Source organism: Bacillus sp. V3-13, assembly GCF_002860165.1.
GTDB lineage: Bacteria > Bacillota > Bacilli > Bacillales > Cytobacillaceae > Bacillus_BJ.
The window spans coordinates 1-25,676 of sequence record NZ_PGUZ01000048.1 but is presented as its reverse complement, the minus strand read 5'-3'; the positions used below and the strand labels follow the sequence as shown (position 1 = coordinate 25,676).

The window sequence follows — 25,676 nt, the reverse complement described above, 5'->3', positions numbered from 1 at the left end:
ATGTTCATAACTGAATGATAGCGTTTTCATTAAAGGGTGGGAAGTTTATGGTCATAACGGATATTTTGTTCATTTTGGTCTATTTTCAACCAACTGCTGAAAAGGTGCCTTGTGCGTGGCAAACAGGAAGGACATTCACTTACTGAGTACGTAGCGATTAATCGGCCTGCCAACCCCTCCATACTGGACATCCAGCTTAATCACGCCACTTTTATCCAGATAATCTAAATAACGTCGGGCCGTTACCCGCGCGATTCCGATGCCGCTGGCTACCTCTTCTGCAGAACGCGGTTCAGATTGCTTCTGCAAATAGCTGGTAATCTCATTTAACGTAAATTCATTTAGGCCTTTTGGTAACTGAGGATCTGTTACCTTCGGTTGTTCCGCATACAGCAGCAGATCCAGCTGCTCCTGGGAAATGGTTCCTGAATCTCTCATGCTGATTCTGTATTGGCGATACTTCTCCAAAGCCTGTTGCATCCGCTGCAGCTTAAACGGTTTAATAATATAATCCATAGCGCCATTTTGCAGCATCAACTTGATCGTTTCACGGTCTTTGGCAGCCGATACGACGATCACATCGGAGTTCAGATTTTGTTTTCTAAATTCCTGAAGCGTCTTGATACCGTCTTTTTTGGGCATAAAAATATCGAGGATCACGAGCTCTGGATTCAATTTTTTCACAAGCTTGATTCCCTCTTCGCCATTTCCGGCTACTGCGACTACCTTAAAGCCGCTGACACTTGTAATAAATTCTTTATTTACTTCCTGGACCATTGGATCATCTTCAATCAGCAGCACTTTAATTTCCTCTTTATGTGCCATACAATCCCTCCTCCGCTCCCATTGGGAAGGTTATCGTAAAAGATGTGCCTTCACCAGGAAAAGATGAAACCTCGATTTGGCCTCTCCCTTTTTCGACGATTTGTTTAACCAGATAAAGCCCGTAGCCTGTGCCACCACGTTTATTTACGGTAAAACCTTTTTCAAATACCCTTGAAAGATGTTCTTCGTTGATTCCGCATCCGTTATCTTCAATTAGGATTGCGCACACATCCCCTGACTGTTCAAGGCTAATATCGATTCTTTTATTCTCTATTTCTCCGATTTCAAATGATCCAAAGGCGTTTTCGATCAGGTTCCCCAATAACACGACAAAATCGTGCTGGTCAAGCTGATACGGAAACCTTTCCAGATGGCTATTCTGGTCAATTACTACCTGGATTCCCAGCTCTTTTCCCCTGCTTACTTTACTCAAAAGCAGCCCTGCCACAGCGTCGTTCTTGATCGCTTTATTTAAAAAGTTTGTTAAGCTTTCTTGTTCTTCCGACGCATTAAAAGCGTGCTCCAATGCCTTGTCCGATTTTCCAAGCTGAATGAGGCCGGCGATCGTATGAAGCTTGTTCATATGCTCATGATTTTGCACCCTTAGTGCTTCAACAAAATTTTTTACACCCGTTAATTCTTCGGCGAGTTTTGCCACTTCAGTACGATCCTGGAAGATTGCGACGGCACCGACCGTTTTGTTATTGATCAATATCGGAATCCGGTTGCTGACAATGACTTTTCCGCTCACCTCTATTTCTTCATTATAAACCGCCTTGTTTTTCTCGACAATTTCCGGGAGCCTTGTATCTTTTAGCACGGTGCGAATCGGCTTGCCGACAACGTCTCCTTTTACGCTGAAAATCAGCTTCGCCTTTTCATTAAAAATCGTAATGATTTCCTGATTATCGATGGCAATCACACCTTCATTCATTGAATGAAATGTGGCCGTCCGCTCTTCAAACATGCGTTTGATTTGATGAGGCTCCAATTGAAACATTTGCTTTTTAATATGATGGGCGAGCATCAATGACCCGATTAACCCAAAGATCAATGTTAATAAGACAATAAATTGAATTTCATCAATTAATTCAACCATGATTTCCTGGAAGCTCGGAATCCGATTGCCAACAACGACGACGCCAATTTGATTTAAATCTTCATCTTTTATCGGAATAAACGCACGAAGAACGGTGCCAATTTCACCCTTTGCCTTTGAAAAATAGATATGTTCTGCAAAAGCGGGTTCTTCATCTTCGCCTATCGAACGTTTGCCGATTAACTCTTTCGCCGGATGTGAATAGCGGATTCGCTCCATGTTCATGACAATAATATAATCCGTTTCATTAATAATGCGGATTTCTTCCACGATCGGATTGACCTTGTCCCAGCCATTCGGTTCCTGGACAGCCTGCTTGACATCGGATAGCTCTGCGACGGTTCTTGCCGTATTCATCGATCTTATCCGCAAATCTCTTTCCTCTTTTTGCTGGATATTTGCGATGATGATGATCCCGCCTATCAATAAAGAAAAGATCACGACTACATAGGACAAAATCGTGATTTTCCAGCGAATTGATAATTGCTTCATGTTGTTCACCCCTCATCTGTTAAATCATCTTTACGAAACAAGCACTTCCCGGTATGCTTACAATAAGAGGAGGCTTGATCATCATGAAAAGAACGCTTGCTCTTTTGCTGCTTATCGCGGTCGGAATTGCGGCTGCTTTATTGATCGCGTTCCACAATCTCACTCCCCGGGAGGCACTTTCCTATGACGATGATCAGGAAGGACTGAAAGATCAAATAGTGTTTAAATTCAGTCATGTCGTTGCGGAAAATACCCCTAAAGGACGTGCAGCCAACAAGTTTGCTGAACTCGTCTACGAAAAATCAAACGGGGATATAAAAATCGAAGTTTTTCCAAATGGAAGCCTTTATTCTGACATAGAAGAAATTAACGCGTTAAAAGAAGGACAAGTCCATTTTATTGCTCCTTCAACATCAAAGCTTGGCATGCTCTCACCAGAGTGGGGTGTGCTTGACTTGCCTTTCGCTTTCCCAAACCATAAAGCTATTCAAGCAGGTTTAAACGGGAAGATTGGCGGGCAATTGCTCCGGTCACTGGAGAAAGATGGATTTAAAGGGCTTGCCCATTGGACAAACGGATTTAAACAAATTACTTCCAACAAAGGGCCTGTTTACAGTCCTGACGATCTGAAAGGACAATCGTTTCGAATTATGCAAAGCAAAGTGATCCAGGCGAAATACGATCTACTGGACGCCGAAGCCCATCAAGATTCATTTAATTCCACTTACGAGCTGCTTGAAGCAGGCCGGGTTGATGGAGAAGAAAACACGATTTCAAACATCTATTCAAAAAAATTTTATAACGTGCAAAAGTATTTGACAATCAGTAATCATGGTTATTTAGGTTATGCCGTGATGATGGATCAGCAGGTTTGGAAGCAACAATCAGAAAGAACACAGCAAATCCTGCTTGAAGCAATGGAGGAGACAACCGCCTGGAATGAACGGCATTCCATTCAACTGAATGAGGAACAGCTCGAGCTGATTAAACAACATTCATCTATTGAAATTCATGAACTAACTGAAACACAAAAACAGGAATGGATCAACAAACTCGATCCGGTTTATGACGACCTTGCACCACATATAGGGAAAGAATTAGTAGAGGAGATAAAAAAATTAAGAGAGCAATATGAGGCTGACGGGACCTAAATTGGCCAGAATTTAAGTTGATCGGCCAGAAAAAAAATCCTGAAGGAAACAGCGGGTTTCCTTCAGGATTTTTTTATTATTCATTTTTAATTTGTCGGTCGATGTAAACTGGGTACCCAACAAACTTAAAATCCTTTCCAACTGCAGTCATGCTGGCATCTGAAAGTTCAATGGCATCTCCCATTTTATCAATGCCTGTGCCTTCCAGAAAAGTTGGGGCTTCCCGTCCGCCGACTAATTTTGCTGCGATATAAATGACGGCTTTATCGACCAATTTATTTTCGAGAAAAGCCGCGTTTATCGTCCCTCCCCCTTCAATTAATAAAGATGAGACAAGCTTTTCTCCCAATGTTTGTACGACATCAACCGGGTTGACATGCGGGGATCCTGTTGTCGGCCAAACCTTGATCGCTAATTCTTCTAATGCTTTTCGCTTTTCTTCATCATAATGCTCGGCTGTAAAAATCCATGTCTCTGCCTGCTTATCTGTGATCACTTTAGCGTCTAAAGGAATTTTTAATGTCGAATCCAAAATGACTCGAATCGGGTTTCGTCCATTCGGTATCCTTGTAGTCAACGATGGATTGTCGTTTAGAATCGTATTAATACCGGCAAGTATCGCCATATTTTCATTTCTAAGCTGATGGACATCATGCCTCGCTTCTTCGGAGGTGATCCATTTACTGCTCGAAGAATACGTGGCAATTTTGCCATCGAGTGTGATGGCTGATTTTAGTGTGACAAATGGTTTTTTCTCGACAATGAATTTATTAAACACTTCATTCATTTTCCTCGACTCTTCCGCGCGTACCCCTGTAATGACTTCAATACCGGCCTCTTTCAGGATATTGACGCCCCGCCCGGAAACAAGCGGGTTTGGGTCAAGCGTTGCAATGACGACTGTTTTAATCCCCGCGTCAACAATTGCTTTTGCACATGGGCCTGTTCTCCCATAGTGGGAACACGGTTCGAGGGTGACATAAATGGTTCCGCCCCTTGCTTGATCCCCAGCCATTCGAAGCGCATGAATTTCGGCGTGTGGTTCCCCCGCTTTTAAATGGGCACCAATTCCAACGACGCGGTTGTGGTTAACAATAACGGCTCCGACCAATGGGTTCGGGTCGGTTTGCCCTTTCATTGCTTCAGCGTTTTTCAAAGCCAAATCCATGTAGAATTGATGATCAGTCATTTGGGCAAGTTCCTCCGTCTTCGATATGACCGGAGCGCTCTACCTTCGTTTTCAGATAGTTCTCGTTAAACTCGGATTTATCTCCCCATAATGGCGTTCGTCCAGAAACGGGCAAACCGGAATTTTTTAATGCCTCGAGCTTTTTAGGGTTATTGGTAATCAAAGTAACCGGCTTGGTACGCAACGCCTTTAATACATGAATGGCATCATCGTAATTTCGCGCATCATCAACAAAGCCAAGATGCAAGTTTGCCTCGACTGTATCGTAGCCATTTTCTTGAAGGACATAAGCCATTGCTTTACTGAATAAACCGATTCCCCTGCCTTCGTGGTTCGCCAGATAAAATAACGCTCCTGTTCCATTTTCGACGATCATTTTCATTGACTGTTTGAGCTGGAAACCGCAATCGCAGCGTTTGCTTCCGAAAATATCACCGGTATGGCAAATGGAATGCATGCGAATCACCGCATCATCGGCAAATTCAAAATCTCCGTAAACAAGCACGCTTGACTGTTGAAGTTCAGCGAGATTGGAAGATGACAGTTTATCAATAATCCGCTGATAATCCTCCGTTACTTCGTCGCATTGCAGCCAGCAATACCATTGAAAAATGACCGTTTCTCCATACAAATTAACCGGGAGCCGGATCGGCCCGACTAAATAAATCGCACTGTCCTCATTTGTTTTAATCAATTGGATTTTATCTTCTAAAATAGAAAGAACTTTTGATTCAAGTTCGGTTTGTTTCATAGTGTCATTCCCCTTTTTTCGTTAGTGTGCGAGAAGGTGTTCTATTACATGTAATGATTTTACCAAAAAGAGTGGTGACAGATAAGAAAAGCGCAAGCGCCTTGGTCAGCCCCGACAAGCGCTGGAGGGCCTGACAGTGAAGTCGCTTTTTGACTTCATTGGCAGGACCGAAGCGACTCGAGGGGCTAGGCGCTGGAGCTGGACATCGAAACGCCCAACTATATTTAGAAACGTTTATACTTTCCTATAGCTTAAAAAAAGGAACTACCTTTAGTAATTCCTTTTCTGCAAATTTTACTTTTCCCGTGTTGCTGCCTCTTCATAGGCCTGAACGGCCAGCAAAAGAGAACCGGTAATTCCTGCGTTATCACCCAGTCCGGGACTGACGATATATTGTTCGATACCGCTCGTCAATTCCGGGACAACTACATAGTTATTTAAAAATTGCTGAAGGTATTTATTTATGATCGGGAAGATTTGCTTCTGCTTCATCACTCCGCCGCCAAGAATGATTTTTTTCGGCGAAAGGATCAAAATGTATTGCATAAGGGCCTGGGCGATATAAAATCCTTCGAGCTCCCATACTTCCTGTTTGTTTTCCAGGGCAATCCCTTTTTCACCCCAGCGTTCTTCAAGAGCCGGGCCGGCCGCAAGCCCTTCAAGACAATCATGGTGATAAGGGCATTTTCCTTTATATGGATCATTTTCATGGCGCCGGACGAGGATATGCCCCATTTCCGGGTGTGAAAGGCCCTGGAGAAGCTTACCTTGAATGATCGCCCCTGCCCCTATTCCCGTTCCGACCGTAATGTACAAACAGCTGTCCAAACCCTTGGCGGCTCCAAGAGTTGCTTCCCCCAAAGCTGCAGCATTCACATCAGTATTGAATCCGATCGGCACCGGAAAAGACTCGCGAATCGTGTTGACAAGCGGATAATCCCGCCACGCAGTTTTCGGAGTGGTCGTGATATTCCCGTAGGCCGGACTGTCCGGGTTGACGTCGACAGGACCAAATGAGCCAATTCCGATTGCTCTCAACTGGTATTTTTTCAAAAATGCAATAACTTGTTCCATCGTTTCTTCCGGAAAGGTAGTTGGAACAGAAATTCTCTCAACAATATTTCCTTTTCCATCGCCGACAGCACAAATAAATTTTGTACCGCCTGCCTCAATTCCTCCAAAAAGCATGGTTTCTCCTCCTAAAACGGCTGCTTATTTGCAACGGTTTCTATTAAACTCTTTTAATGTTATTTTAAAGGAACCTGCTAAGTTTTCCTATGTATTTAAGTATGAAAAGTTTATGAAAAGAATATTCTACCTTTTTTGCAGGTCAGCGGCTGAACACAAAATACTTTTGTCCCAAAAAGTTGGTGACCGTGTACAGGGCCGTACCAATCAGGACTGCCAGCTCTTTTTCCGAAGAAATAACAGTGCCTAAAGTGCTTTGCATGATTGTCCAGCCGGCCAAAATATCAGCAGTTCCAAAGGCTAAAAAATAGCAGGCGAGTATGATCAGAAGGAAGCGGGGCACACCCTTCCTGACCGGAACCGTGCTTTCAAAGGTAAATGACCTGTTTAAGATATAACTTAGCAGCGCTCCGCTGCTATTTCCTATAAATGTTGAGACCCAGTAGGACTGCTGGAAGATGTTCATCAGGATAAACATGATCGATAGACCGGTGATCGTGTTAATGATGCCGACCATAAGGAAGCGCAGGAACGGCTTAATTTGATTCAGAGAGTTCTCGAAAATCACGGCTAAATGGCTCCCCTTCCCCTCTATTCGGATGTTTCAAATGTTCCGGCAATGGCAGATTGTAAAAGTCAATATCAACTGAAAATTTCGGGCGCCGCTTCGCTTCTTTATATATTTTTCCAATATATTCACCGACGAGCCCAATGGCAATTAGCTGCAGGCCGCCAATCAGCCAGATCGATGTAATCAGCGATGTCCAGCCGGTTTCAGTATTTCCCATGAATTTTAATGCGAAAAAATAGCTGCCAAAAAGGAGGCTTACTAAAAAAGAAGTACAGCCAATAAAAAGGACAAAGCGAATCGGTGTCACGGAAAAAGAGGTAATCCCGTCAAAAGCGAAAGCAAGCATTTTCTTTAAAGGATACTTCGTGTCGCCGGCAAGCCGTTCTTTCCGGTTATAATAAACGGAGGCAGACCGGAAGCCAATCAGGGGGACGATTCCCCGCAAAAACAAATTCACTTCATCAAACCGTTCAAGCTCCTGCACGGCCCTCCTGCTCATCAAGCGAAAATCGGCATGATTATAGATCAAGTCAACACCCATTTTTCTCATTAACTTGTAGAATGTTTCGGCTGTAGTCCGCTTGAAAAATGAATCCTTATCCCGTTTTTTCCTGACTCCATACACGATATCAAAGCCTTCATCAAACTTTTCGATAAATTCCCGGATCACTGAAATATCGTCCTGCAAATCGGCATCAATCGAAATCACACAATCAGATGTATCTTTCGCTGTAAACAGGCCCGCCAGCAACGCGTTTTGATGGCCTACGTTACGCGACAATTTTAAGCCGCGGATTTGTTCGTTTTTTAAGCCTTCCTTATAAATGATCGACCATGTTCGATCCTTGCTTCCGTCATCGACAAAAAGGATTCTGCTTTTATGCGAAATAAGTCCTTCCATGATCAGGTTGTTCAATAACGCGCCAAGCTCGGAAATCGTATATGGCAAAACCTCTTCCTCGTTATAACAAGGTACAACGATCGTTAAGATTGTTTGGTCCATTTGGTGGTCGGCCTCCTGTTGTTAAATGACTTTGTATAAGTAAATTTTCCAGACTGTAGTGTCCGACGTAAACACCCTGTCGAGCTGCAATCGATTTTCGTGCGCATTGTCGATCGGAAGTGCGGAGAAGATGTACCTGCCGCCCATTTCTTTAAAAGGTTCAATGTTTAATTCGAGGTTATCAAGACGCTTTTTTGAATTTTTTTTAAACATATAATGCTTTCCGAGCTCATCCGTAAAAAGATAGCAGCGCCCGCCCCATTCATCAAAATAAATCCGAATCGTTTTATTTTTTGCCAATTCCTGCTCGATTATTTTTCTAAATTGATATTTGTATGCAAGAGGATAGAAGTTATTGTACGTATCAAGGGTGTAAAATCCATTGTATTGCGGGATCGCCGGGTGGATTCCAATGCTGGCAACCCGGTAATCCTCAAGTGGCAGGTCAATATATTCCTTTATATCACGGAATAAGTTTTCGGCATAAAACTCTTTAACAGATGGCTTTGACTGGTAGATGATTTCATCATTAAAAGCGGCTAACAGGAGTATCTGTGCGACAATAAAGAATTGAACGACTGGTTTCCAGCCCTTTAAGTGCGTCCAAATGATTTTCAATCCTAAAGCAAACCCCGTGTAAATGATCAGCGGCCGCAAAAAATGAAATCGGGCAAAATTAAAAGTATCCATAAAGTGAAATCTTTCTGTAAGCGGGAGCCAGCCCTTATAAAACCAAAAGGCATACCAGGCGGATAGGGCAAAATTCAAAGCAAACAAATAATTAAACATTTTTTCCTGCTTCCAGAGCTTCTTTTTGATCACAACATATAGGGCAATCAGTGTGACCGGCAAAATAATTAAGCCATGGACGGTCATTACATGCGTATGCCCGAGAACAAAATTCTTAAACGTTAGCCGAATCGCGTGCCACAGGGACAATCTTGCATGAAAATATTCGTCCCGGCTGTTGGGTTCGTTATCGAACAGAAATGAATGGACAAGCCGATATTCGACAATCAAATAGATGGCTGCCATATAGATAATCGCAAGGAGAAAAGGGAGATTGAATTCTTTTTTTCTAACAAGGTCGATAAGCCAAAGCACTCCCATTGCAAACAGGAAAAAGAAAAAACCTAACACAATGCTTGAATAAAACGGCAAAAGGGTCAGAGCCAGATAATTTTTCCATGACCTTTCCCCTTTCCGGATATTTAAAAAAGCCCACAATGCAAGCGGCATGCCCAATGTGCTCAACATGCCGGAAGGCCAAAAAGGAGTCAGCGAAAAGGCCAATGCTGTTCCGACGGTGATCCAGGCCATGTCGGGGCTTTTGGTAAAATGCTTTTTAAGGAGAAGATACATGCCCAGAAAAGCAATCACTCTTGTAATCGTTTGGCTTAATGCATAAGCAACCATCGTCGGAAATAAGGCATAAAGCCAGACAATAATCGTAAACTCCGAGCCAAAGGCATTGCGCGGCAACCCGTTGATGATTTGGGGAATCACAGCGTCAACAGAACCAAATATTTCACCGCTCCTGGCCAGCACCTTATACCAGGCAAGGTTTGAATCCAAATTATCATGCACCCTGATATGGGCATTTTCGCCCAACAAAAATAACGGGGAAAGATAAATAGCTAAAATAAGAAAAGCAAAGAGGATTAGTCTTTGCTCTTTTTCATTTGGCTTCAAGGACAAGTGCAACACCTCAAGAATCGATAATTAACTATAATTTTCGCAATCGCGGTAAATTCTATTCTGATTAAAACTGTTGAAACATTTTATTAACATAATTTCTTTAAAAATAGCAAAATTCGTTAATTCATAGAGATCAAACCCATTTTTCTTAATGCTCGGCTTTAACTCGCAATATATAAGTTCTAAGGATCAGGATACTAAGAACCATTTTTGTAAACGATTTCATTACTCAAATGAGTCTATATACCTATAAAACTTCGTTAAGATAATTTAATAAATGGATATATAGACCGATAATATAATCAATACGCCAACACGAAAAAATTCATCTGAATTTCAACAATTTTTATCATGAAAGTTCATGTTGGGAGTATGGAAATTTAAACTTTTATAATGAGAGGATTGTGAAACATGTCAAACGGCAAGTACAGTATGAAAGTGAACCAGGGAGCGCAAACTATGGAGCTGATGGTTGGGGGAACATTTACTCCTGCTGATGTTGACAGCTTTATAAAAGACTATCAGCGCAACGTAGCCTCAATTGATGCAAAATCTTTCAGTCTTGAACTGGATTGCACAACGATGAACCTGGTAACTCCAGAAATGGTGCCTTTGCTTGAAAGCTGTTACAAACTGTACAAGGAATCAGGATTTAAGCAAGTAATTTTCAAAATAAAGCAAAGTACCATCTTAAAAATGCAATTGAGCAGACTTGCAAGAAATACCGGATTGCAAAACGCTCAGGTTGTCGAAATATAATCAGAAAAAAGACAAGACTCCTTCGAGTCTTGTTCTTTTATGAATCTATTTGATTCAATATTTTGAAATTCAAGGGGTATGAGCTAAATGGCAAACGTTAGAATAAAAGCAGTCGACATTTACCATCCGGAAAAGTCGGTCAATAATGAGTTCTACATTGAACATTTTAAGCAAAGAGGCAAAGATATTAACCGTTTTTTAGAGCATATGGGAAGAAAAGACCGGTATATCATCGATAATGAACATGAAAATGGCCTAACAATGGGAATTGAAGCAGCAAAGCGAGTGCTCGAAAAATCTAATATGGCTGGAAAAGACATCGATATGATCGTCTTTTCGACACAAATTCCCGAACAAAGCTTTCCGACCAATGCGACTTTTTTGCACGATGCAATCGGTGCGCACAAAAATACAATCGTGATCGATTCAAATGCGAACTGTGCAGGGATGACAGTGGCAGTAGAGCAGGCATGCCGCTACATGAAATCCAATCCAAACATCAAAACCGCTTTAGTGGTCGGTTCGGATTACAACTCGCTTGTTTGTAATCCCGAGGATGAAATCACCTATTCAAATTATGGGGATGCAGCCGCGGCGGTTATTTTAGAAATGACCGAAGAAGATACCGGGTTTATCGATTCCATTTATTTTACGGATTCAGTAAGCCGCAAGAACATTATGTATCCAGAAAACGGCTTGTCCAACGCCTTGCAGGACCGTGCCGACGGAAAGTATATTAGATGGATTCCATTTGATGGCACTGAAAGCATGCCATACGTTTATGAATCATTTGAAACACTGATGAGCACATACAATTTAACGCCGAATGATATTGCAGCTTATTGCTTATCTCAATTTGCCCTTGCTAACATTAAACTCATCCAGAATAAATTTGATATAGATGATGAAAAAATAGTTTATGTCGGAGACCGATTCGGTTATACCGGGACAAGCAGCCCGTTTCTTGCTCTTCATGAAGGGATCGAAAGCGGCCGCATCAAACGTGGTGACCATATAATATTCTGGACGATCGGTGCAGGATACCAAATTATTACCATGCTTTATAAATATTAATTGAAATCCCCCGCTTAAGCTTAAGTGGGGGTTATCAATATTGATCTGGCTGCACAATTGGTAATTTTCGTATTTATCGCCAACTTCTCAGAAATATCGATCAACCCGGCTGGTTTATCGCCAACTTTGCGGACATATCTTCAACTTCGGCCACTTTATCGTCAACTTTCCAATATATCATCAACTTCGCCCACTTCATCGTCAACTTTGCGGACATATCTTCAACTTCAGCCGATTTATCGTCAACTTCGCCTGCTTATTTTGCAAAGCCTGATAAAAAAAGAGCTGCCGAAGCAACTCAGATTTTTGTCAGTTGATCATTTATCTACATTAGAATTTTCATTCCATACATTGAAATAACGGTTCCGGATTTTCCGTTTATCGCATCATATGCCTGGTCTAAAGAGGTGATAATCGTCTTCCTTCCCGGATTGGTTTTTGCGAAATTAATGGCTGCTTCTACTTTCGGAAGCATGCTTCCAGCCGCAAAATGCCCTGATTGTATATACGCTTTCAATTCTTCTACACTTACATCCTCCAATTTCTTCTGTGTTGGTTTATTAAAGTCGATATAGACATGGTCGACCGCGGTAAGAATCAATAGTATGTCAGCATGGACAAGTTCAGCCAGCTTCTGCGATGCAAAATCTTTATCAATTACCGCTTCGACTCCGGTGATTCCGTTTTCCGTTTCAATGACCGGAATCCCCCCACCACCGACAGAAATCACGATATTCCCTTCATCAACCAATGAGTTGATTACCCTATGTTCCAAAATGCTGACCGGCTTTGGTGAGGGTACAACGCGGCGCCAGCCCCGGCCGGCATCTTCTTTAAAAACAGCACCTGTTTGTTCCGTAATTTTTCTCGCTTCATCTTCGCTGTAAAAAGGGCCGATTGGCTTCGTTGGATTTTTAAAAGCAGGATCATTTTGATCTACGACTACACGCGTCACAACCGTGACGACATTTTTTTCGATTCCTCTTTCCTTTAGCGCTTTTTCCATTGCGTTTTGCAGCCAGTAGCCGATCATCCCCTGGCTCATCGCTCCGCACGTATCGAGCGGCATTGCCGGATTGTTATCGGAGTCTGCTGCTTTTTGCTGCAATAATATATTTCCTACCTGTGGACCATTGCCGTGGGAAATGATAATGTCGATTCCGCTTTCGATAATATCGACCAGCCGCTCAGCCGTTTTTTCAAGTGCCTTTTGCTGGGCCTCGGCTGATGCATCACCCGATTGGATCGCATTGCCCCCTAAAGCAATAACCGCTTTCTTTCTAGTCATCTTTTTAACCTCCAGTATTTCATATTTTTTGTATAGATCCGTCATGGAGGTTCACTCCCTGGATAAAAACTTAAATGCTCACTGTTTTTAGTTCCGTTACACGGCAATATTGCCGATTACTAATTGAAAAATGGCCAGTACCGCAAGTAACACTAATCCGAGCGCGGCTGCCAGTTCCCTCTTGGTAAAGACAACTTTCGCCCTTGATTCTTTTTGAATACTTCTAAAAACGAAGATTCCTGGTGCATATAGGACCATGGTTAACAGTAAGTAACTAATTCCTGCCGCGTAAATCATCCAAACACTATAAATACTTGCGATAAGCCCAACCAGCAAATTTCTCGTCCGGTCAGGATGCTGATTTTGCAAAGAATATTTATATTGGTAGAAAGCCGAGAAAGCATACGGGATTAAGATCGCCGATGAAGCTAACGAAAAAGCAAAGTTATAGGCCTGCTCAGTAAATAAGAATGACAGCAGGAATAGTTGGATTAATCCATTCGTTATCCACAACGAATTAATTGGTGCGCCATTTTTGTTTTCTTTTGCAAACCATTTTGGAAACAGCCCGCTTTTCGCTGAAAGAAAAGGGATTTCGGATGCGAGAAGTGTCCAGCCCAGCCAGGCACCAAGCACAGAAATCATCAGGCCAATATTGATAAACGCCGCACCCCATTTTCCAACAACACTCTCGAATACATAGGCCATTGAAGGGCTATCCAATTTGGCAACTTCAGGCCTGCCCATAATTCCCAGGCTCATGATCGTGATAAAAATATAAATAGAGAGCGTTCCAAGCAGCCCGATAATCGTTGCTCTTCCCACGTCTTTTTTGTCTTTTGCACGGCTGGATAGCACGACCGCCCCTTCTACTCCTATAAATACCCACAGTGTTACAAGCATTGTGCTTTTGACCTGTGCCATGACATCGCTGAACTGGAAGGTACCTCCTGTTCCCCAGAAATCCGCAGTAAAGGTTTCAAAATGAAAAGCAAAAATTCCAATGATGATAAACAGGAACACAGGAACTAATTTTGCAATCGTAGTAATTAAGTTAACCAATGCGGCCGACTGGACACCGCGCAAAATTAACGAATGGACCAGCCACAGCAGAATACTTGCGCCGATAATGGAAGCCATATTTTGCCCGCCTTCAAATGCCGGCACGAAGTAGCCAATCGATGAAAAAAGCAATGTTGCATAGGCAACGTTTCCAAGCCATGCCGAGAACCAGTACCCCCATGCGCTGTTAAAGCCCATGAATCTTCCAAAACCTGCTGTCGCATAGCTGAAAATACCGCCATCAAGATCAGGGCGTTTCTCCGTTAAGTTTTGAAAACAAAGGGCCAGGGCAATCATACCTATTCCTGTTATGATCCAGCCCAGGATGATCGCACCTGCTGATGCCCCACCTGCCATATCCGTTGCAAGATTAAATGCTCCTCCACCGATCATGGAACCAACAACGATTGCGATCAACGAAAAAAGTCCAAGTTGCTTTCCATCAGCCATTTTGTTTCATCCCTTCATTTTAATTGGCAGCAAGGACGGAGAAGGGAGAAGCCTTCCCTTCTCCGTTCCTTATTACTCAAAATTCCCGAGTGTTGCCGCCATAACTGCTTTAATGGTATGCATTCTGTTCTCTGCTTCATCGAACACCTTTGAGTGTTTACTGCGGAAAACTTCATCCGTCACTTCCATTTCAGTAAGCCCATGTTTGGCATGAATATCTTGTCCATACGCAGTTTCAAGATCGTGGAAGGCTGGTAGGCAGTGAAGGAAAATGACGTTATCATTGCCTGTTTTCTTTATCATTTCCATATTTACTTGATATGGAGACAACAGTTTGATTCTTTCCGCGAATTTAGCTTCTTCCCCCATTGAAACCCATACATCTGTATAAATGACGTCTGCATCGAGGACGCCTTCATCTACATTGCTTGTGATCGTCACAAGGCTTCCGGATTGTTTTGCCAATTTGTTAGCCAGTTCGACGATTTCCTGGGAAGGGAACAATTCTTCAGGGGCACAGATCCGAATATCCATGCCTACAAGTGCACCGCCGATGAGCAGGCTGTTTGCAACATTGTTTCGGCCGTCTCCGACAAATACGAATTTAATCCCCTCAAGCCGGCCAAAATTTTCTTTCACCGTCAAAAAATCAGCGAGAGTTTGGGTCGGGTGCCATAAATCTGTCAGGCCATTCCAAACCGGAACACCTGAGTATTCAGCCAGCATTTCCACCTTTTTATGATCAAAGCCTCGAAATTCAATTCCGTCAAACATGCGCCCCAATACTTTTGCGGTGTCCTCAATCGATTCTTTTTTGCCAAGCTGGATATCATCTTTTCCTAAATACTCGGGATGTGCACCTAAATCGACGGCCGCAACGGTGAATGCACACCGGGTCCGGGTTGAAGGCTTTTCAAAAAGAAGCGCGATATTTTTCCCCTCCAGATAACGGTGTGTAATTCCAAGTTTTTTTTCTTCTTTTAACCTGTGTGCAAAGTCGATAAGATAGATAAATTCTTCTTTCGTAAAGTCCTTTTCAGCTAAAAAACTTCTTCCTTTATAATTCGGTGCAGTGACTAACATTGCAATCTCTCCTTTTTTGATCAAATTTTAGTTTTCTCTGTAAATAGGCATGCTCATGCAGCGCGGGCCCCCACGTCCTCGGGACAGCTCCGAGCTTGCAATTTCAAGCACTTCAATCCCTTGCTGTCGCAGCAAATCATTGGATATATAGTTGCGGTCATACGTTACGACGACTCCGGGAGCAATCGCCAATGTATTGGAACCATCGTTCCATTGTTCGCGCGATGAAGCGATTTCATCTTCACCGCCACACGGAATCAAGACGAGTTCGCTGAGCCCCAATACTTCCTTCAAAGCTTCCTGAAGATTGGACCGGTGTGAAATCGCAACATTGTCTTCTTCCGCTCCTTTTTCAAGGATATAAATATTCATATTGCCCTGCGGTCCGAGAATCGCCGGATGAATCGTAAACTTATCATGGTCTACCATGGTAAATACCGTATCAAGATGCATAAAGGCGCGGCACTTAGGAATCTCCACTGCCACCACTTTTTTAATAGAATCTTGTTTTTTAAATAAATTGATCGCAAGCTTCTCAATCGCTTTTGCAGAAGTACGTTCAGAAACACCAATTGCAACGATTTCGTTGCTGAGGATTAGTTCGTCCCCGCCTTCAATTGAAAATGGATAGTCACGATCGAGCCAAACCGGAATCTCAAATCCTGCAAATCTTGGATGATAGTTGATAATATACTCCATGAACAAAGATTCCCGTTGCCGGGCAGGTTCACGCATTCTGTTGATTGAAATTCCGTTCCCGATGCAGGCGGCGGGATCCCGGGTAAAGTAAAGGTTTGGCATCGGATCCAAATAGAATGGATAGTGATCATTCATCAGCTCATATAAATGGGCTTTTTTACTGATTTCAATTTCTTTCTTGAGCACTCCACTCATTATTTTTTCAACCATCTTTGCAGTGGGAAATGAAAGCAGGTACTCTTTCAAAATTTGCGTTGCGCCATTGACGCTTGCCTGGCTTTCAAATAAGAATTCATTGATAAATTGTTCGCGTATTTCCGGCTGGCTTAACGTTTCGACAACAAGGTTTTCCAGGTAGAGAATCTCGATCCCCCTATTTTTTAAAGTTTCGGCAAAATAATCATGCTCTCTTTGAATAATCGGCAAGTAGGGAATATCATCGAACAAGAGCCGTTGGAGGTACTCAGGTACTAGATTTTCAACTTCTTTTCCAGGGCGTTTGATCAAAACGGTTTTCAAAGCTCCAATTTCTGATCTAATATTGATTGGGTGCTTGAGTTGATTCTGTAATTTTAGTTCGGAAGCAGTCAGCAAAGCGCTATTCATGGTTATTCCTCCTTCTTTATTTCCCTTTACACTTTCATTGTAGGCGATGTTAGCGCTTTCTTTTGTAGTGTTGCTAACAAAGCAGGTGTGAAATCCTTCACATTTTTTTGTGCGGTATATAGAGATTTTTGTATGATTATGAGGTTTTTTATTCATATCAGACCCAATGAGATAAATAAAATGAATAAACTATGAATATATTCAAAATACCAGGTATAAAGTTCTATAATTATGAAAATTCAAATAGAAAAACAAAAAGAGCTGAAACCAAAAGCCTTTTACTTTCGGTGCCAGCCCTGTTTATTTAATATTAATATATTTGCGGGGAAGGAAAGATACTACTATTTTGATTATCTTGAGACTGGTTCAGTTTATTTGTTCAAAATAATCCGGTTTATGGATTCTGATTTTTTTGCAAGTAACAGACAAAACATTTTCCCTCTTTAACTGGTTCATTAATATGCTTACGGTTTCTCTTGAGGTTCCGGATATTTTAGAGATATTTAAGGCAGTCAACGGGCATGGGATAATAATTTCTTCTCCGTCTTTTTCACCAAGATCTTCCATCAAGAACTGGATTGAGTGCAAAACACGTTCTTGAGCATTGGGAATGAGGATTTTCTGTACGCGTTTTTGGTGGAGGTTTAGTATTTCTGAGAGTTTCCGGATGATATAGATTAGTTGCTTTGAGTTCGTTTTAAGCAATTCTTCCAATATATATGTTTGCATGAAAAAAGCACGTACATCTGTCACCGCGACCGCTGTATCCTGATAATTTTGCTCTTTAAATAAACCCCCATAAGGAAACATTTGATTACATTTGACGAAATCAAGGTAGAGCATGCTGCCGCCTTCGCTGCCTCTTTCGTACATCACATACCCATCCAGCAAAAAAAAGATTTTGTCGCGGGGGTCCCCCTCCATAAAAAGATATTGATTTTTCTTATAGGATCTAAAATAAATATAGGGAAGATACTTTTGCAAGGTTTTCTCTGGAAGGCAGGAAAAAACATCAAATTGTTGCAAGACTGATATTTCGTCAGTTTTTAGCATAACAAACCTCTCCCTTCCTTTTAGTCGCAGGTCCTGTCAAGCAGCATTACTTCCGATATGATTCTATTTGTTGCTTAAGCTTGTCCGCAGCTTCGGGTGACCGGCAAATAATTAAAACGGTATCATTTCCGCAGATGGTACCTGCTTTGCCGTCATATTTCATGGCGTCCAAAAAAACGCCGAAAGAGTGGGCATGGCCCGGCAAAGTCTTTAGAAGTATAAAAAAATTGATTACCTCAATGTCTACCAATGCATCCTTTATTTTGTGCTGAAATTTCTCCATCGTATAATGGTCATTTTCCACTCTAAAGCTGTACTTTTGCCCGCCATCAACTGAAGGCACTTTTATTAAATTTAACGTGCGTATATCTCTTGAGATTGTTGCCTGGGTAACCTGAAAGCCGATTTTTAACAACAATTCGCATAGCTCTTCCTGAGTCTTTATCTCCTGCTCAGAGATAAGTTTCTTAATCTGCTGCAATCTCATCTCTTTTTTCATGGTTAGATCTCGCCTTCCACAAAAGTATTCTATACTTCTATCATATGGGTGATTACATTGAAATGAAATGTACAAATAGTGAAATTTTACTATTTAAGAGACTTTCCATAGGAGGGCTGCGTTAATAAACTGGGCCGCCAATAAAAATTGGAGAACCCCTTTGTAATAGTTCTCCAAATTAAAAATCCTTAAAAAATTTATAGTTTACTTGATCGAATTTTGACAGAGTTAAGAGTCAGCGCCTTATTCCTGAATGACGATGGCTTCGAAACCGGCTTCTATTGCTTGCCCCGCCAGCTGATCCGCGTTTTCCCGAGTGGCGAATGCGCCGATTTGCACTTTATAGTATCCGTCGCGATAGCTTATATAGGCGTCAAATCCTTTTTCCTCTGCTTGTGCAGCTAACTGGTCAGCATTACTTCCCACAGTAAAGGCGCCGATCTGGACCCTATATAGCGGCCCGGCCGGATTTTTTCGCACCAGCCCGAATGAGCGAACTAATCCATTTATATGGCCGCGCGCGATTTGTTCAATAAATGATGATTGTTTAAGCTTTTCAGCATCCGATGTGTTGTCGATAAAACCGTTCTCGGTTAATACAGCCGGCATGTTGGACTCACGGAGGACATGAAGGTTTGCTTGCTTCTTTCCACGGTCGCGGTAATCAACTTGTTTAAGAACTTCCTCGTGAATCAAGTTCTGGTAAGTAGTCGTCGGCGCCCCAAGTCCCGGATAAATATAGTCTTCGTAACCAGTCCCGCCTCCAGCATTAACATGAATAGAAAGATAGAAATCTGCCCCCCAGTTATTCGCCGCATCTGTGCGCTGAGAAAGGCTCGTCGTTTGGTCACCTGTGCGGCTCATTAACACAGAAATTCCTTCGTATTCATTTAAAAGAATGTCCCTTATTCGCGAGCTGATCTGCAAAGTGAGGTTTTTCTCCTGCATTCCATTCCCCACTGCACCAGGGTCTGTTCCACCATGACCGGGATCTATGAAAATTTTTGTCACTTTTTATCACCTCATCCTATTCTATGTATTTCAAAAAAAAACTGTTTGTACATTTTATATAGGATAAATACTCAATTTGCATTAGATGAGGATCGGGTCATAACTGGATTGAAAATCATATAGTGCTTTCGCGGCGGGGGAAATTGGCTGATAAGTACTGGATTGAATTAAAAGCCAGTTACTTTTACATCTTAACTAAAATAATGCCGGGCCCGACTTGGAAACCATTCAGTTTATTTCCACATGATGTATAATATACTTATCAAACTGCTTCTCTTTTTGATGTTAGAATTGATTTTCAAAGGGTATATTGCAACAGATGGTGGCAAATTGGGAAAGCTGTGCATGTTTTAAGAACGATAAATTTATGTGATTTGGGGTTACTAAATAAGATGAGGTTTAAAAAAGCTATACCTAATTTATTTACGCTAAGCAATTTATTTTGCGGTTTTTTATCAGTATTATTAACTGCTCACGGTGATACAAGGAACGCATCGATCCTGATTTTGATCGGGATGATGCTGGATAGTATGGACGGACGAATTGCGAGAATGCTCAAAGCTGAATCGGAAATTGGAAAAGAGCTTGATTCTCTCGCTGATATAGTTACTTTCGGCGTTGCCCCTTCGATTCTCGTCTATTATGTATCGTTTTCTCAATATGGATTAATCGGAATGATCATCGCCGGTTTGTTTCCGTTATTCGGGGCGTTCCGGCTGGCGAGGTTTAATGTCAACGCAAAAAGCTCCATCAATTATTTTACCGGCGTGCCAATAACCGCGGCAGGAGGTTTATTGACGCTGGTGGCGATCCTGCACCGCTGGATTCCCGATATCCTGATCAGCGTGTCCTTCATGGCTTTATGTTTCCTAATGGTCAGCAAATACAAAATACCCAGCTTAAAAAGCGTTCCCCTGCCGAAATACGGAACGATCATCACAGCGCTGCTCGGATGCCTCATTTTTATTATTTTTAAAAATCAACAGCAAGAAATGCCTTATTTTATTTATATCGCAGTTCCCCTCTATATCGGTTTTATTGGCTACCGCCTTAAAAAGCGCCGGGCAAATGGCGGGAAAAATCATAAGAGCTAATGGATAGTCGCGCAAAAGAACCACACCAGAAATTTGATGTGGTTTTTTTGTGTCTGTATTCGATCGAGCCTGTGTTTACTGTAACGAAATGGATTGGAAGTGATTCGACTTTACAAATCTGGAAATACTCATCACTTGACCTTAGCGGCTTAAAACAATATAATTAATAATGTTTTCAACTCATATGTCCCAGTAGCTCAGTAGGATAGAGCAACAGTTTCCTAAACTGTAGGTCGGGAGTTCGAATCTCTTCTGGGACGTTCATTCATGCGGGAAATTCCTTAATTATCAAGGAATTTCCCCTTTATCTTTTCATTAAAAACTTTTGTAAAATAAAAGGGAAAAAATTTAAATTAACCTTTTTTCTACAATTTATGTTATTATATGCCTTAGGGCAAATTTTACGAAAGTAAAAGACGCAAAGCCACGGGCCTAAAGCAGTGAGTTGTCATGGCAGCCGGGTTGCATAAGTTACATACTTGATTGTTCGATCCCTTTCTAATTTGCCTAAATTAGCTAAAAAGAAGGGTGAAAAATGTTTTATCCAACCGTTTATAGTAAGGAAACTGATCAAAGGCATATTGTAAAAGACAAAAACATCTGTGAATGCGGGTTCAAATACAATGGTTTTGCAACGTTTATCATGCGCGACTTTAAAAAGATCCAATTTAAACATGTCAAAGAAATAACATGCCCAAAGTGTAAATCCGTCTTAAAACAATAAGACGGATTTTTTCATTTTCCAGAGGCTAATTCGCCAAACTTCCCATTGGCCCAAAGAATTCAAAATGAATTTTATCTTCACGAATGCCCAACTTATTTAATGATTGATAAACAGATTTCATGAACGGGACCGGTCCACAGAAATAAAAATCCGTTTCTTCATTAAATTCAATTTGTTCTTTTAACCATTCATATGAGATGAAGCCTTCAAAGTCGCAGTTCTTCGATTGACGGTCTTCTTCAGTAGGTGAATCATAGAATAGATAGGATGTTACGTTTTGTTTTTCATTGCTGATTTTGGCCAGATGATCGCGCATGGCGTGAACCTTGCTATTTGCGGCCGCATGGATGAATGTAACTTTCCTGTCCGGTTCCCTCTCAACAATGGTGTTTAACATACTTAGCATTGGAGTTATACCAACTCCTCCGCTTATTAAAACAACTGGAGTTAAACTGTCAGAATGTAAGACAAAGTCACCGGCTGGTGCACTTACTTGCAAAGTGTCTCCTACTTCTACTTGGTTATGAAGATAGTTTGAGACGATGCCATCAGGTGCCTTGTTTCCATCTTCACGTTTTACCGAAATTCGGTAATAATCTTTTCCGGGTGTATCGGAGAGGCTGTACTGGCGAATATGGTTGTACTTTTCGCCATCTATATTGAAATGAAGGCTTACATATTGACCCGGGATAAAATCGGCGATTTCTTTTCCGTCCTCAGGTTTTAAATAGAAGGAGGTAATGACATCACTTTCCTTTACTTTCCCGGTTACTATGAAGCTGCGGAAGTCTTTCCAGCCGCCTTTCTGGCTGGACGCCTGGTCGTACATGTCAGCTTCAACACTTATAAATGCATCTGCGATTATTGCATAAGCTCTTTCCCAGGCATGGATGATCTCAGGTGTTGCATGATCACCTAATACATCCTGAATCGCCAAAAGAAGGTGTTTCCCGACGATTGGGTATTGTTCCGGTTTAATCCCGATGCTTCGGTGCTTATGTGCTATTTGCTTCACAACCGGGATAATCGCTTCTAAATTATCGATGTACTTTGCTGCTGCATACACAGTACCGGCTAAAGCCTTCTGCTGTCTGCCCTGTTGCTGATTGACATGGTTAAAAATATTTAAGAGTTCCGGATGATTTTCGAACATTAATTGATAAAATCGGGTCGTTATTTTCTCTCCATGCTCCTCCAGTACAGGAATAGTAGATTTAATAATTTCAATAGTCTTGCTGTCTAGCATCAGTGATCGTCTCCCAACCTGGTTGTTTTTCTTATTTTCATAGTGATTATACTTAAAATAAAAAACATAGATTGTGATTTAAATCACACATAAAAATATATTTCCAGCGTCTGCAATAATCATTGTTCATCACAAACTATAGAGTATTCCATATCTATATCCAACCTGTGAGCTATGAAAGTAACTTTTGCAGATACTCTTGTGAACGCAAAAAAACTCCCTTCATTGAGGGAGTTTTTTAAAAAATTCATTAACACACTGAATCTGTCGGTTTCGGGACGTTTAATCCAAAGAGCGGACGGATAAATAACGCGAGCAATGTTCCGAGCATTGCCATGACCATCCATACCCAGCCATGGAGGCTGAAGGATGCGATTCCGCTAAAGTAAGCCCCGATATTACAGCCGAAAGCGAGACGCGCTCCATAGCCCATCAAAATTCCGCCCACGATAGACGCTGCCGCCACTCCCGGCTTAATTTTTCCGGGTTTGAAGGTACCTTGTGCTGCAGCGGAAACAAAAGCGCCAAGAATAATGCCAAAGTTCATAACACTTGTTGGATCAGCCAACACGGTATTGGAAAGCGCGGCACCGTTCGGTCCTGAATAATACCCCCAGCTCGTCACATCAATGCCCATTGCCATCATAGCCTTGCCGCCCCATAGTGCAAAGGCGGAAGTGATTCCCCATGGATTTCCGCGAACGGTTAACGTTAACGCGTTTAAAACAGCTAAAACGATTGCTGCTGTAAAGAGCGGCCAAGAACCGCGAATAATCTTTTTCCAGCCTGTTGTGGTCGGAAGCGGCTTCATCATCGGCGGATTTTTCTTTTTCGCAATTTGAACTGTTACCCAATAAATAAGGGCAAACGCCACCAATTGTACAAGCAGCGCACCGAAATAGCCGAGACCGGTCGATTGCGCAAGGGAAATCGCTGGCAGGGAAGGCATATCCTCCATCCAGAAAGTGAAATGGTAGGCTCCGAGCACGGATCCTGCAATAAAAGCCAAAAGCGTTAATATCATTGATGACGAACCGCCACCAACTGAATATAGGGTACCAGAGGCGCAGCCGTTGCCGAGCTGCATGCCAATTCCAAAAATAAATGCCCCAAATAAAACACTGACACCTACAGGTGAAACGTTCCCGGAGGGTGCGATACCAGTGAAGCTAAAACCTGTGCCAAGAATAATCGCAAATAAAGTGGATGCGACAGCAAGCATGAGCATGTGGGCTTGCAATCCCTGAACATTGCCGACTGACATTAAGCGCCGGAATGCCGATGTGAATCCAAATCGGGCATAAAGCAAAGTGATTCCCAACAAAAGCCCAATTACAAATAAAGTACCTTGTGTCCAGTTCGTTATAGAAACAATCATAATAAATAAAATAACTGCTGCAAAGACACCTAATGCCACAAGTGGCTTTTGCATTGGACTGAGGGTTGTCACAAAAGTTGTCGACTTTTTATCCCATTCCAATGAAGGAACTGTTGAAGTTTGTGCCAATCTAATCTACCCCTTTTCTTACCAGTTTACTTGGATTTGTTGTTTGACTATTTCATACTATAACGATTTGAACCAATTGTAAACCAGTTAGCTTTGAGTCGTAATAACTAAAATTTGTATAAATAAAGAAGGAGCAACCGCAACAATCCGGCTGGCTCCTTCTTAAGATATATTCTACTATTTTTTGTCGTCATCGAGGTAGTTCTCAATTATATACAGAAAGAATAGCGTTTTTTAATTTTTGTAGAAATGATTTTCCTAGCTTAAAGGCTATGTGGTGGGAACCCTAATAATGTCTATGCAATTAATTCTATTTTGCATATAATAAAACCCTCTCACGAATACTTAAGTTCTAGTTTGGTCGGTAATAATTTAAAAAAGGAAGTCCCTTTTATTAAAAGTCCAGAAATTTCATAATAAAGACAGATGAAAAGGATAGAGAGAGATTATTTTTGCATTATCTATCCTTTTTATACTAATACGACATTATTTACTACTACAACATTTAAGATTTATAACAACAAATATCATATGTTTTTCAACTATTGTAGCCTCGTAAGTTCAAAAAAGAGATATTACATATTTCTTTAATTTCAACCTTACTTTTTATTCATCTTAAAAAGCCTATACAATAAAAATATTCCACCGATCATTAGTGCTAAAGTCAAAAATAGAATTAAACCTGGTACACCAATATTTGATAACATATTCTTCACTCCAAATAAGAGTATCGTGATAGCTTATAATTTTTTGTGTAATAATGAAACTGACAGTTATAAATTGAAAAATGACACCGATTTTTATTTTCGAGGACATTTATCGTTAGCTTATTTCATGTATTATAACTATAAGTTTCTACATTCTTGTAGAAGTTGTTAATAAGTTATTATTTAAATGTGCTTTTAAATATGCATTAGCACCACCAAATCCACCAAGAACATTAAAATCGCCTTCATAGGTAACTAATTTGTCGGTTCTAGTAAATTTTCTATCAGTAAAAGTTGCTCCTATAACCCAGTAATTAGCATTATATGCCTTAGTAAATCTGGAGTTACTTGTATTTGATGGTACATATACATTCACGTAAAAACTTAGTCCTAAATAAGGTGTAGTTGCTGAAACTTTATATCCTGTTGTGGTGCCATACGGGAAATAGTGTGGCCTCCAGCCTAAAGTTGAAACATCTCCTAAATTACTAGAATTACCAGAAATACTAGCAGGTACAGGTTCTACAGTAATTGTAACATTTTCTCCGTTTTCATTAACATAACTTACTTCTTGAACTTCTTTTTTAGAGAGGTCAAACGTATTTTCGGTTGTTTTGCTCGGTTTTTCAGCCGCATGTGCTTCTGTAGTACCATTACTAAAAACTAAAATACTAACTACAACAATTAAAAAGCCAAACCATTTCCAATTTCTCACGTTACGTCCTCCTTATAACTAAAGTGTAATTTAGTACACTATTAATATACCAATAAATGAAATATATTTATTTGGTTAATTGTAAAATCAAATGCAACACCATAAAAATAGAAAAGCCATAGTGAAACCGTG

22 protein-coding genes, 1 tRNA gene and 1 riboswitch are annotated in these 25,676 nt (G+C 41.3%); of the genes, 5 read left to right on the top strand and 18 right to left on the bottom strand.

Annotated features, from left to right (window positions below; translation table 11 throughout):
* Positions 1-135: 135 nt before the first annotated feature.
* Both CU633_RS16915 and CU633_RS16910 read right to left on the bottom strand, forming a co-directional pair.
* Positions 136-825, bottom strand: a complete 690-nt coding sequence (locus CU633_RS16915; protein ID WP_101661760.1) for a response regulator — start codon at positions 823-825, stop codon at positions 136-138.
* Positions 815-2,416 carry an ATP-binding protein gene (locus tag CU633_RS16910; RefSeq protein ID WP_101661759.1) on the bottom strand — a complete coding sequence of 534 codons (1,602 nt, stop codon included), beginning with the start codon at positions 2,414-2,416 and terminating at the stop codon, positions 815-817. The genes CU633_RS16915 and CU633_RS16910 overlap by 11 nt, the downstream gene beginning before the upstream one ends.
* Before the next feature lie 83 nt (positions 2,417-2,499).
* Between CU633_RS16910 and CU633_RS16905 the strand changes: the two genes are divergently transcribed.
* A complete protein-coding gene (locus CU633_RS16905; RefSeq protein WP_101661758.1) occupies positions 2,500-3,567 on the top strand; it encodes a TRAP transporter substrate-binding protein in 1,068 nt (355 codons plus the stop codon).
* Between the two features lie 76 nt (positions 3,568-3,643).
* Here the strand turns inward: CU633_RS16905 and ribD are convergent, their stop codons facing one another.
* The 6 genes from ribD to CU633_RS16875 all read right to left on the bottom strand — a co-directional run bounded on the left by ribD (position 3,644) and on the right by CU633_RS16875 (position 9,961).
* Complete coding sequence (gene ribD, locus CU633_RS16900) at positions 3,644-4,756, bottom strand: bifunctional diaminohydroxyphosphoribosylaminopyrimidine deaminase/5-amino-6-(5-phosphoribosylamino)uracil reductase RibD (RefSeq protein ID WP_101661757.1); 1,113 nt, start codon at positions 4,754-4,756, stop codon at positions 3,644-3,646.
* Positions 4,749-5,507 carry a GTP cyclohydrolase II gene (locus tag CU633_RS16895; protein WP_101661756.1) on the bottom strand — a complete coding sequence of 253 codons (759 nt, stop codon included), beginning with the start codon at positions 5,505-5,507 and terminating at the stop codon, positions 4,749-4,751. The genes ribD and CU633_RS16895 overlap by 8 nt, the downstream gene beginning before the upstream one ends.
* Positions 5,508-5,801: 294 nt before the next feature.
* Entirely contained in the window at positions 5,802-6,695 is an 894-nt protein-coding gene (locus CU633_RS16890) for an ROK family protein (RefSeq protein WP_101661755.1), read from the bottom strand.
* 142 nt (positions 6,696-6,837) lie between these two features.
* A complete protein-coding gene (locus tag CU633_RS16885) occupies positions 6,838-7,263 on the bottom strand; it encodes a GtrA family protein (RefSeq protein ID WP_101661754.1) in 426 nt (141 codons plus the stop codon).
* Complete coding sequence (locus CU633_RS16880) at positions 7,232-8,269, bottom strand: glycosyltransferase family 2 protein (RefSeq protein ID WP_101661753.1); 1,038 nt, start codon at positions 8,267-8,269, stop codon at positions 7,232-7,234. The genes CU633_RS16885 and CU633_RS16880 overlap by 32 nt, the downstream gene beginning before the upstream one ends.
* A gap of 21 nt (positions 8,270-8,290) precedes the next feature.
* Positions 8,291-9,961, bottom strand: a complete 1,671-nt coding sequence (locus CU633_RS16875) for a DUF6044 family protein (RefSeq protein ID WP_374703383.1) — start codon at positions 9,959-9,961, stop codon at positions 8,291-8,293.
* A 417-nt stretch (positions 9,962-10,378) separates the two neighbouring features.
* On the opposite strand from CU633_RS16875, the gene CU633_RS16870 reads away from it, so the two are divergent.
* The gene (locus tag CU633_RS16870) at positions 10,379-10,726 is read left to right on the top strand and encodes a hypothetical protein (protein ID WP_101661751.1); all 348 of its coding nucleotides are present in this window, start codon (positions 10,379-10,381) and stop codon (positions 10,724-10,726) included.
* A gap of 87 nt (positions 10,727-10,813) precedes the next feature.
* Positions 10,814-11,800 carry a ketoacyl-ACP synthase III gene (locus CU633_RS16865; RefSeq protein WP_101661750.1) on the top strand — a complete coding sequence of 329 codons (987 nt, stop codon included), beginning with the start codon at positions 10,814-10,816 and terminating at the stop codon, positions 11,798-11,800.
* Positions 11,801-12,125: 325 nt separating this feature from the next.
* Here the strand turns inward: CU633_RS16865 and arcC are convergent, their stop codons facing one another.
* From arcC to CU633_RS16830, 7 genes are all read right to left on the bottom strand, one after another.
* Entirely contained in the window at positions 12,126-13,088 is a 963-nt protein-coding gene (arcC, locus tag CU633_RS16860; protein ID WP_101661777.1) for a carbamate kinase, read from the bottom strand.
* Positions 13,089-13,184: 96 nt separating this feature from the next.
* Positions 13,185-14,600: an arginine-ornithine antiporter gene (gene arcD, locus CU633_RS16855; protein ID WP_101661749.1), complete on the bottom strand. Its 1,416-nt coding sequence runs from the start codon at positions 14,598-14,600 to the stop codon at positions 13,185-13,187.
* Positions 14,601-14,672: 72 nt separating this feature from the next.
* Positions 14,673-15,683, bottom strand: coding sequence for an ornithine carbamoyltransferase (argF, locus tag CU633_RS16850; protein WP_101661748.1), 1,011 nt, complete (start codon positions 15,681-15,683; stop codon positions 14,673-14,675).
* A 27-nt stretch (positions 15,684-15,710) separates the two neighbouring features.
* Entirely contained in the window at positions 15,711-16,988 is a 1,278-nt protein-coding gene (gene arcA, locus CU633_RS16845; protein WP_101661747.1) for an arginine deiminase, read from the bottom strand.
* Positions 16,989-17,354: 366 nt separating this feature from the next.
* Entirely contained in the window at positions 17,355-18,041 is a 687-nt protein-coding gene (locus CU633_RS16840; protein WP_257958927.1) for a Crp/Fnr family transcriptional regulator, read from the bottom strand.
* Between the two features lie 46 nt (positions 18,042-18,087).
* The gene (gene argR, locus CU633_RS16835; RefSeq protein ID WP_101661746.1) at positions 18,088-18,540 is read right to left on the bottom strand and encodes an arginine repressor; all 453 of its coding nucleotides are present in this window, start codon (positions 18,538-18,540) and stop codon (positions 18,088-18,090) included.
* A gap of 243 nt (positions 18,541-18,783) precedes the next feature.
* Positions 18,784-19,551, bottom strand: coding sequence for an N-acetylmuramoyl-L-alanine amidase (locus CU633_RS16830; protein ID WP_101661745.1), 768 nt, complete (start codon positions 19,549-19,551; stop codon positions 18,784-18,786).
* Between the two features lie 392 nt (positions 19,552-19,943).
* Here CU633_RS16830 and pssA point away from each other — a divergent pair, with 392 nt between their 5' ends.
* Both pssA and CU633_RS16820 read left to right on the top strand, forming a co-directional pair.
* Positions 19,944-20,645 carry a CDP-diacylglycerol--serine O-phosphatidyltransferase gene (gene pssA / locus CU633_RS16825; RefSeq protein WP_101661744.1) on the top strand — a complete coding sequence of 234 codons (702 nt, stop codon included), beginning with the start codon at positions 19,944-19,946 and terminating at the stop codon, positions 20,643-20,645.
* Positions 20,646-20,831: 186 nt separating this feature from the next.
* Positions 20,832-20,905, top strand: a tRNA-Arg gene (locus tag CU633_RS16820).
* Between the two features lie 123 nt (positions 20,906-21,028).
* A riboswitch (cyclic di-GMP riboswitch) is annotated at positions 21,029-21,115 on the top strand.
* 279 nt (positions 21,116-21,394) lie between these two features.
* Here CU633_RS16820 and hmpA read toward each other — a convergent pair.
* The 3 genes from hmpA to CU633_RS16800 form a co-directional block, all read right to left on the bottom strand.
* On the bottom strand, positions 21,395-22,615 hold the full coding sequence (gene hmpA, locus CU633_RS16810; protein ID WP_101661742.1) for an NO-inducible flavohemoprotein: 1,221 nt from the start codon (positions 22,613-22,615) through the stop codon (positions 21,395-21,397).
* Between the two features lie 250 nt (positions 22,616-22,865).
* Entirely contained in the window at positions 22,866-24,047 is a 1,182-nt protein-coding gene (locus tag CU633_RS16805; RefSeq protein WP_101661775.1) for a YeeE/YedE family protein, read from the bottom strand.
* A gap of 930 nt (positions 24,048-24,977) precedes the next feature.
* Positions 24,978-25,544: a DUF5626 family protein gene (locus CU633_RS16800; RefSeq protein WP_101661741.1), complete on the bottom strand. Its 567-nt coding sequence runs from the start codon at positions 25,542-25,544 to the stop codon at positions 24,978-24,980.
* Positions 25,545-25,676 lie beyond the last annotated feature (132 nt).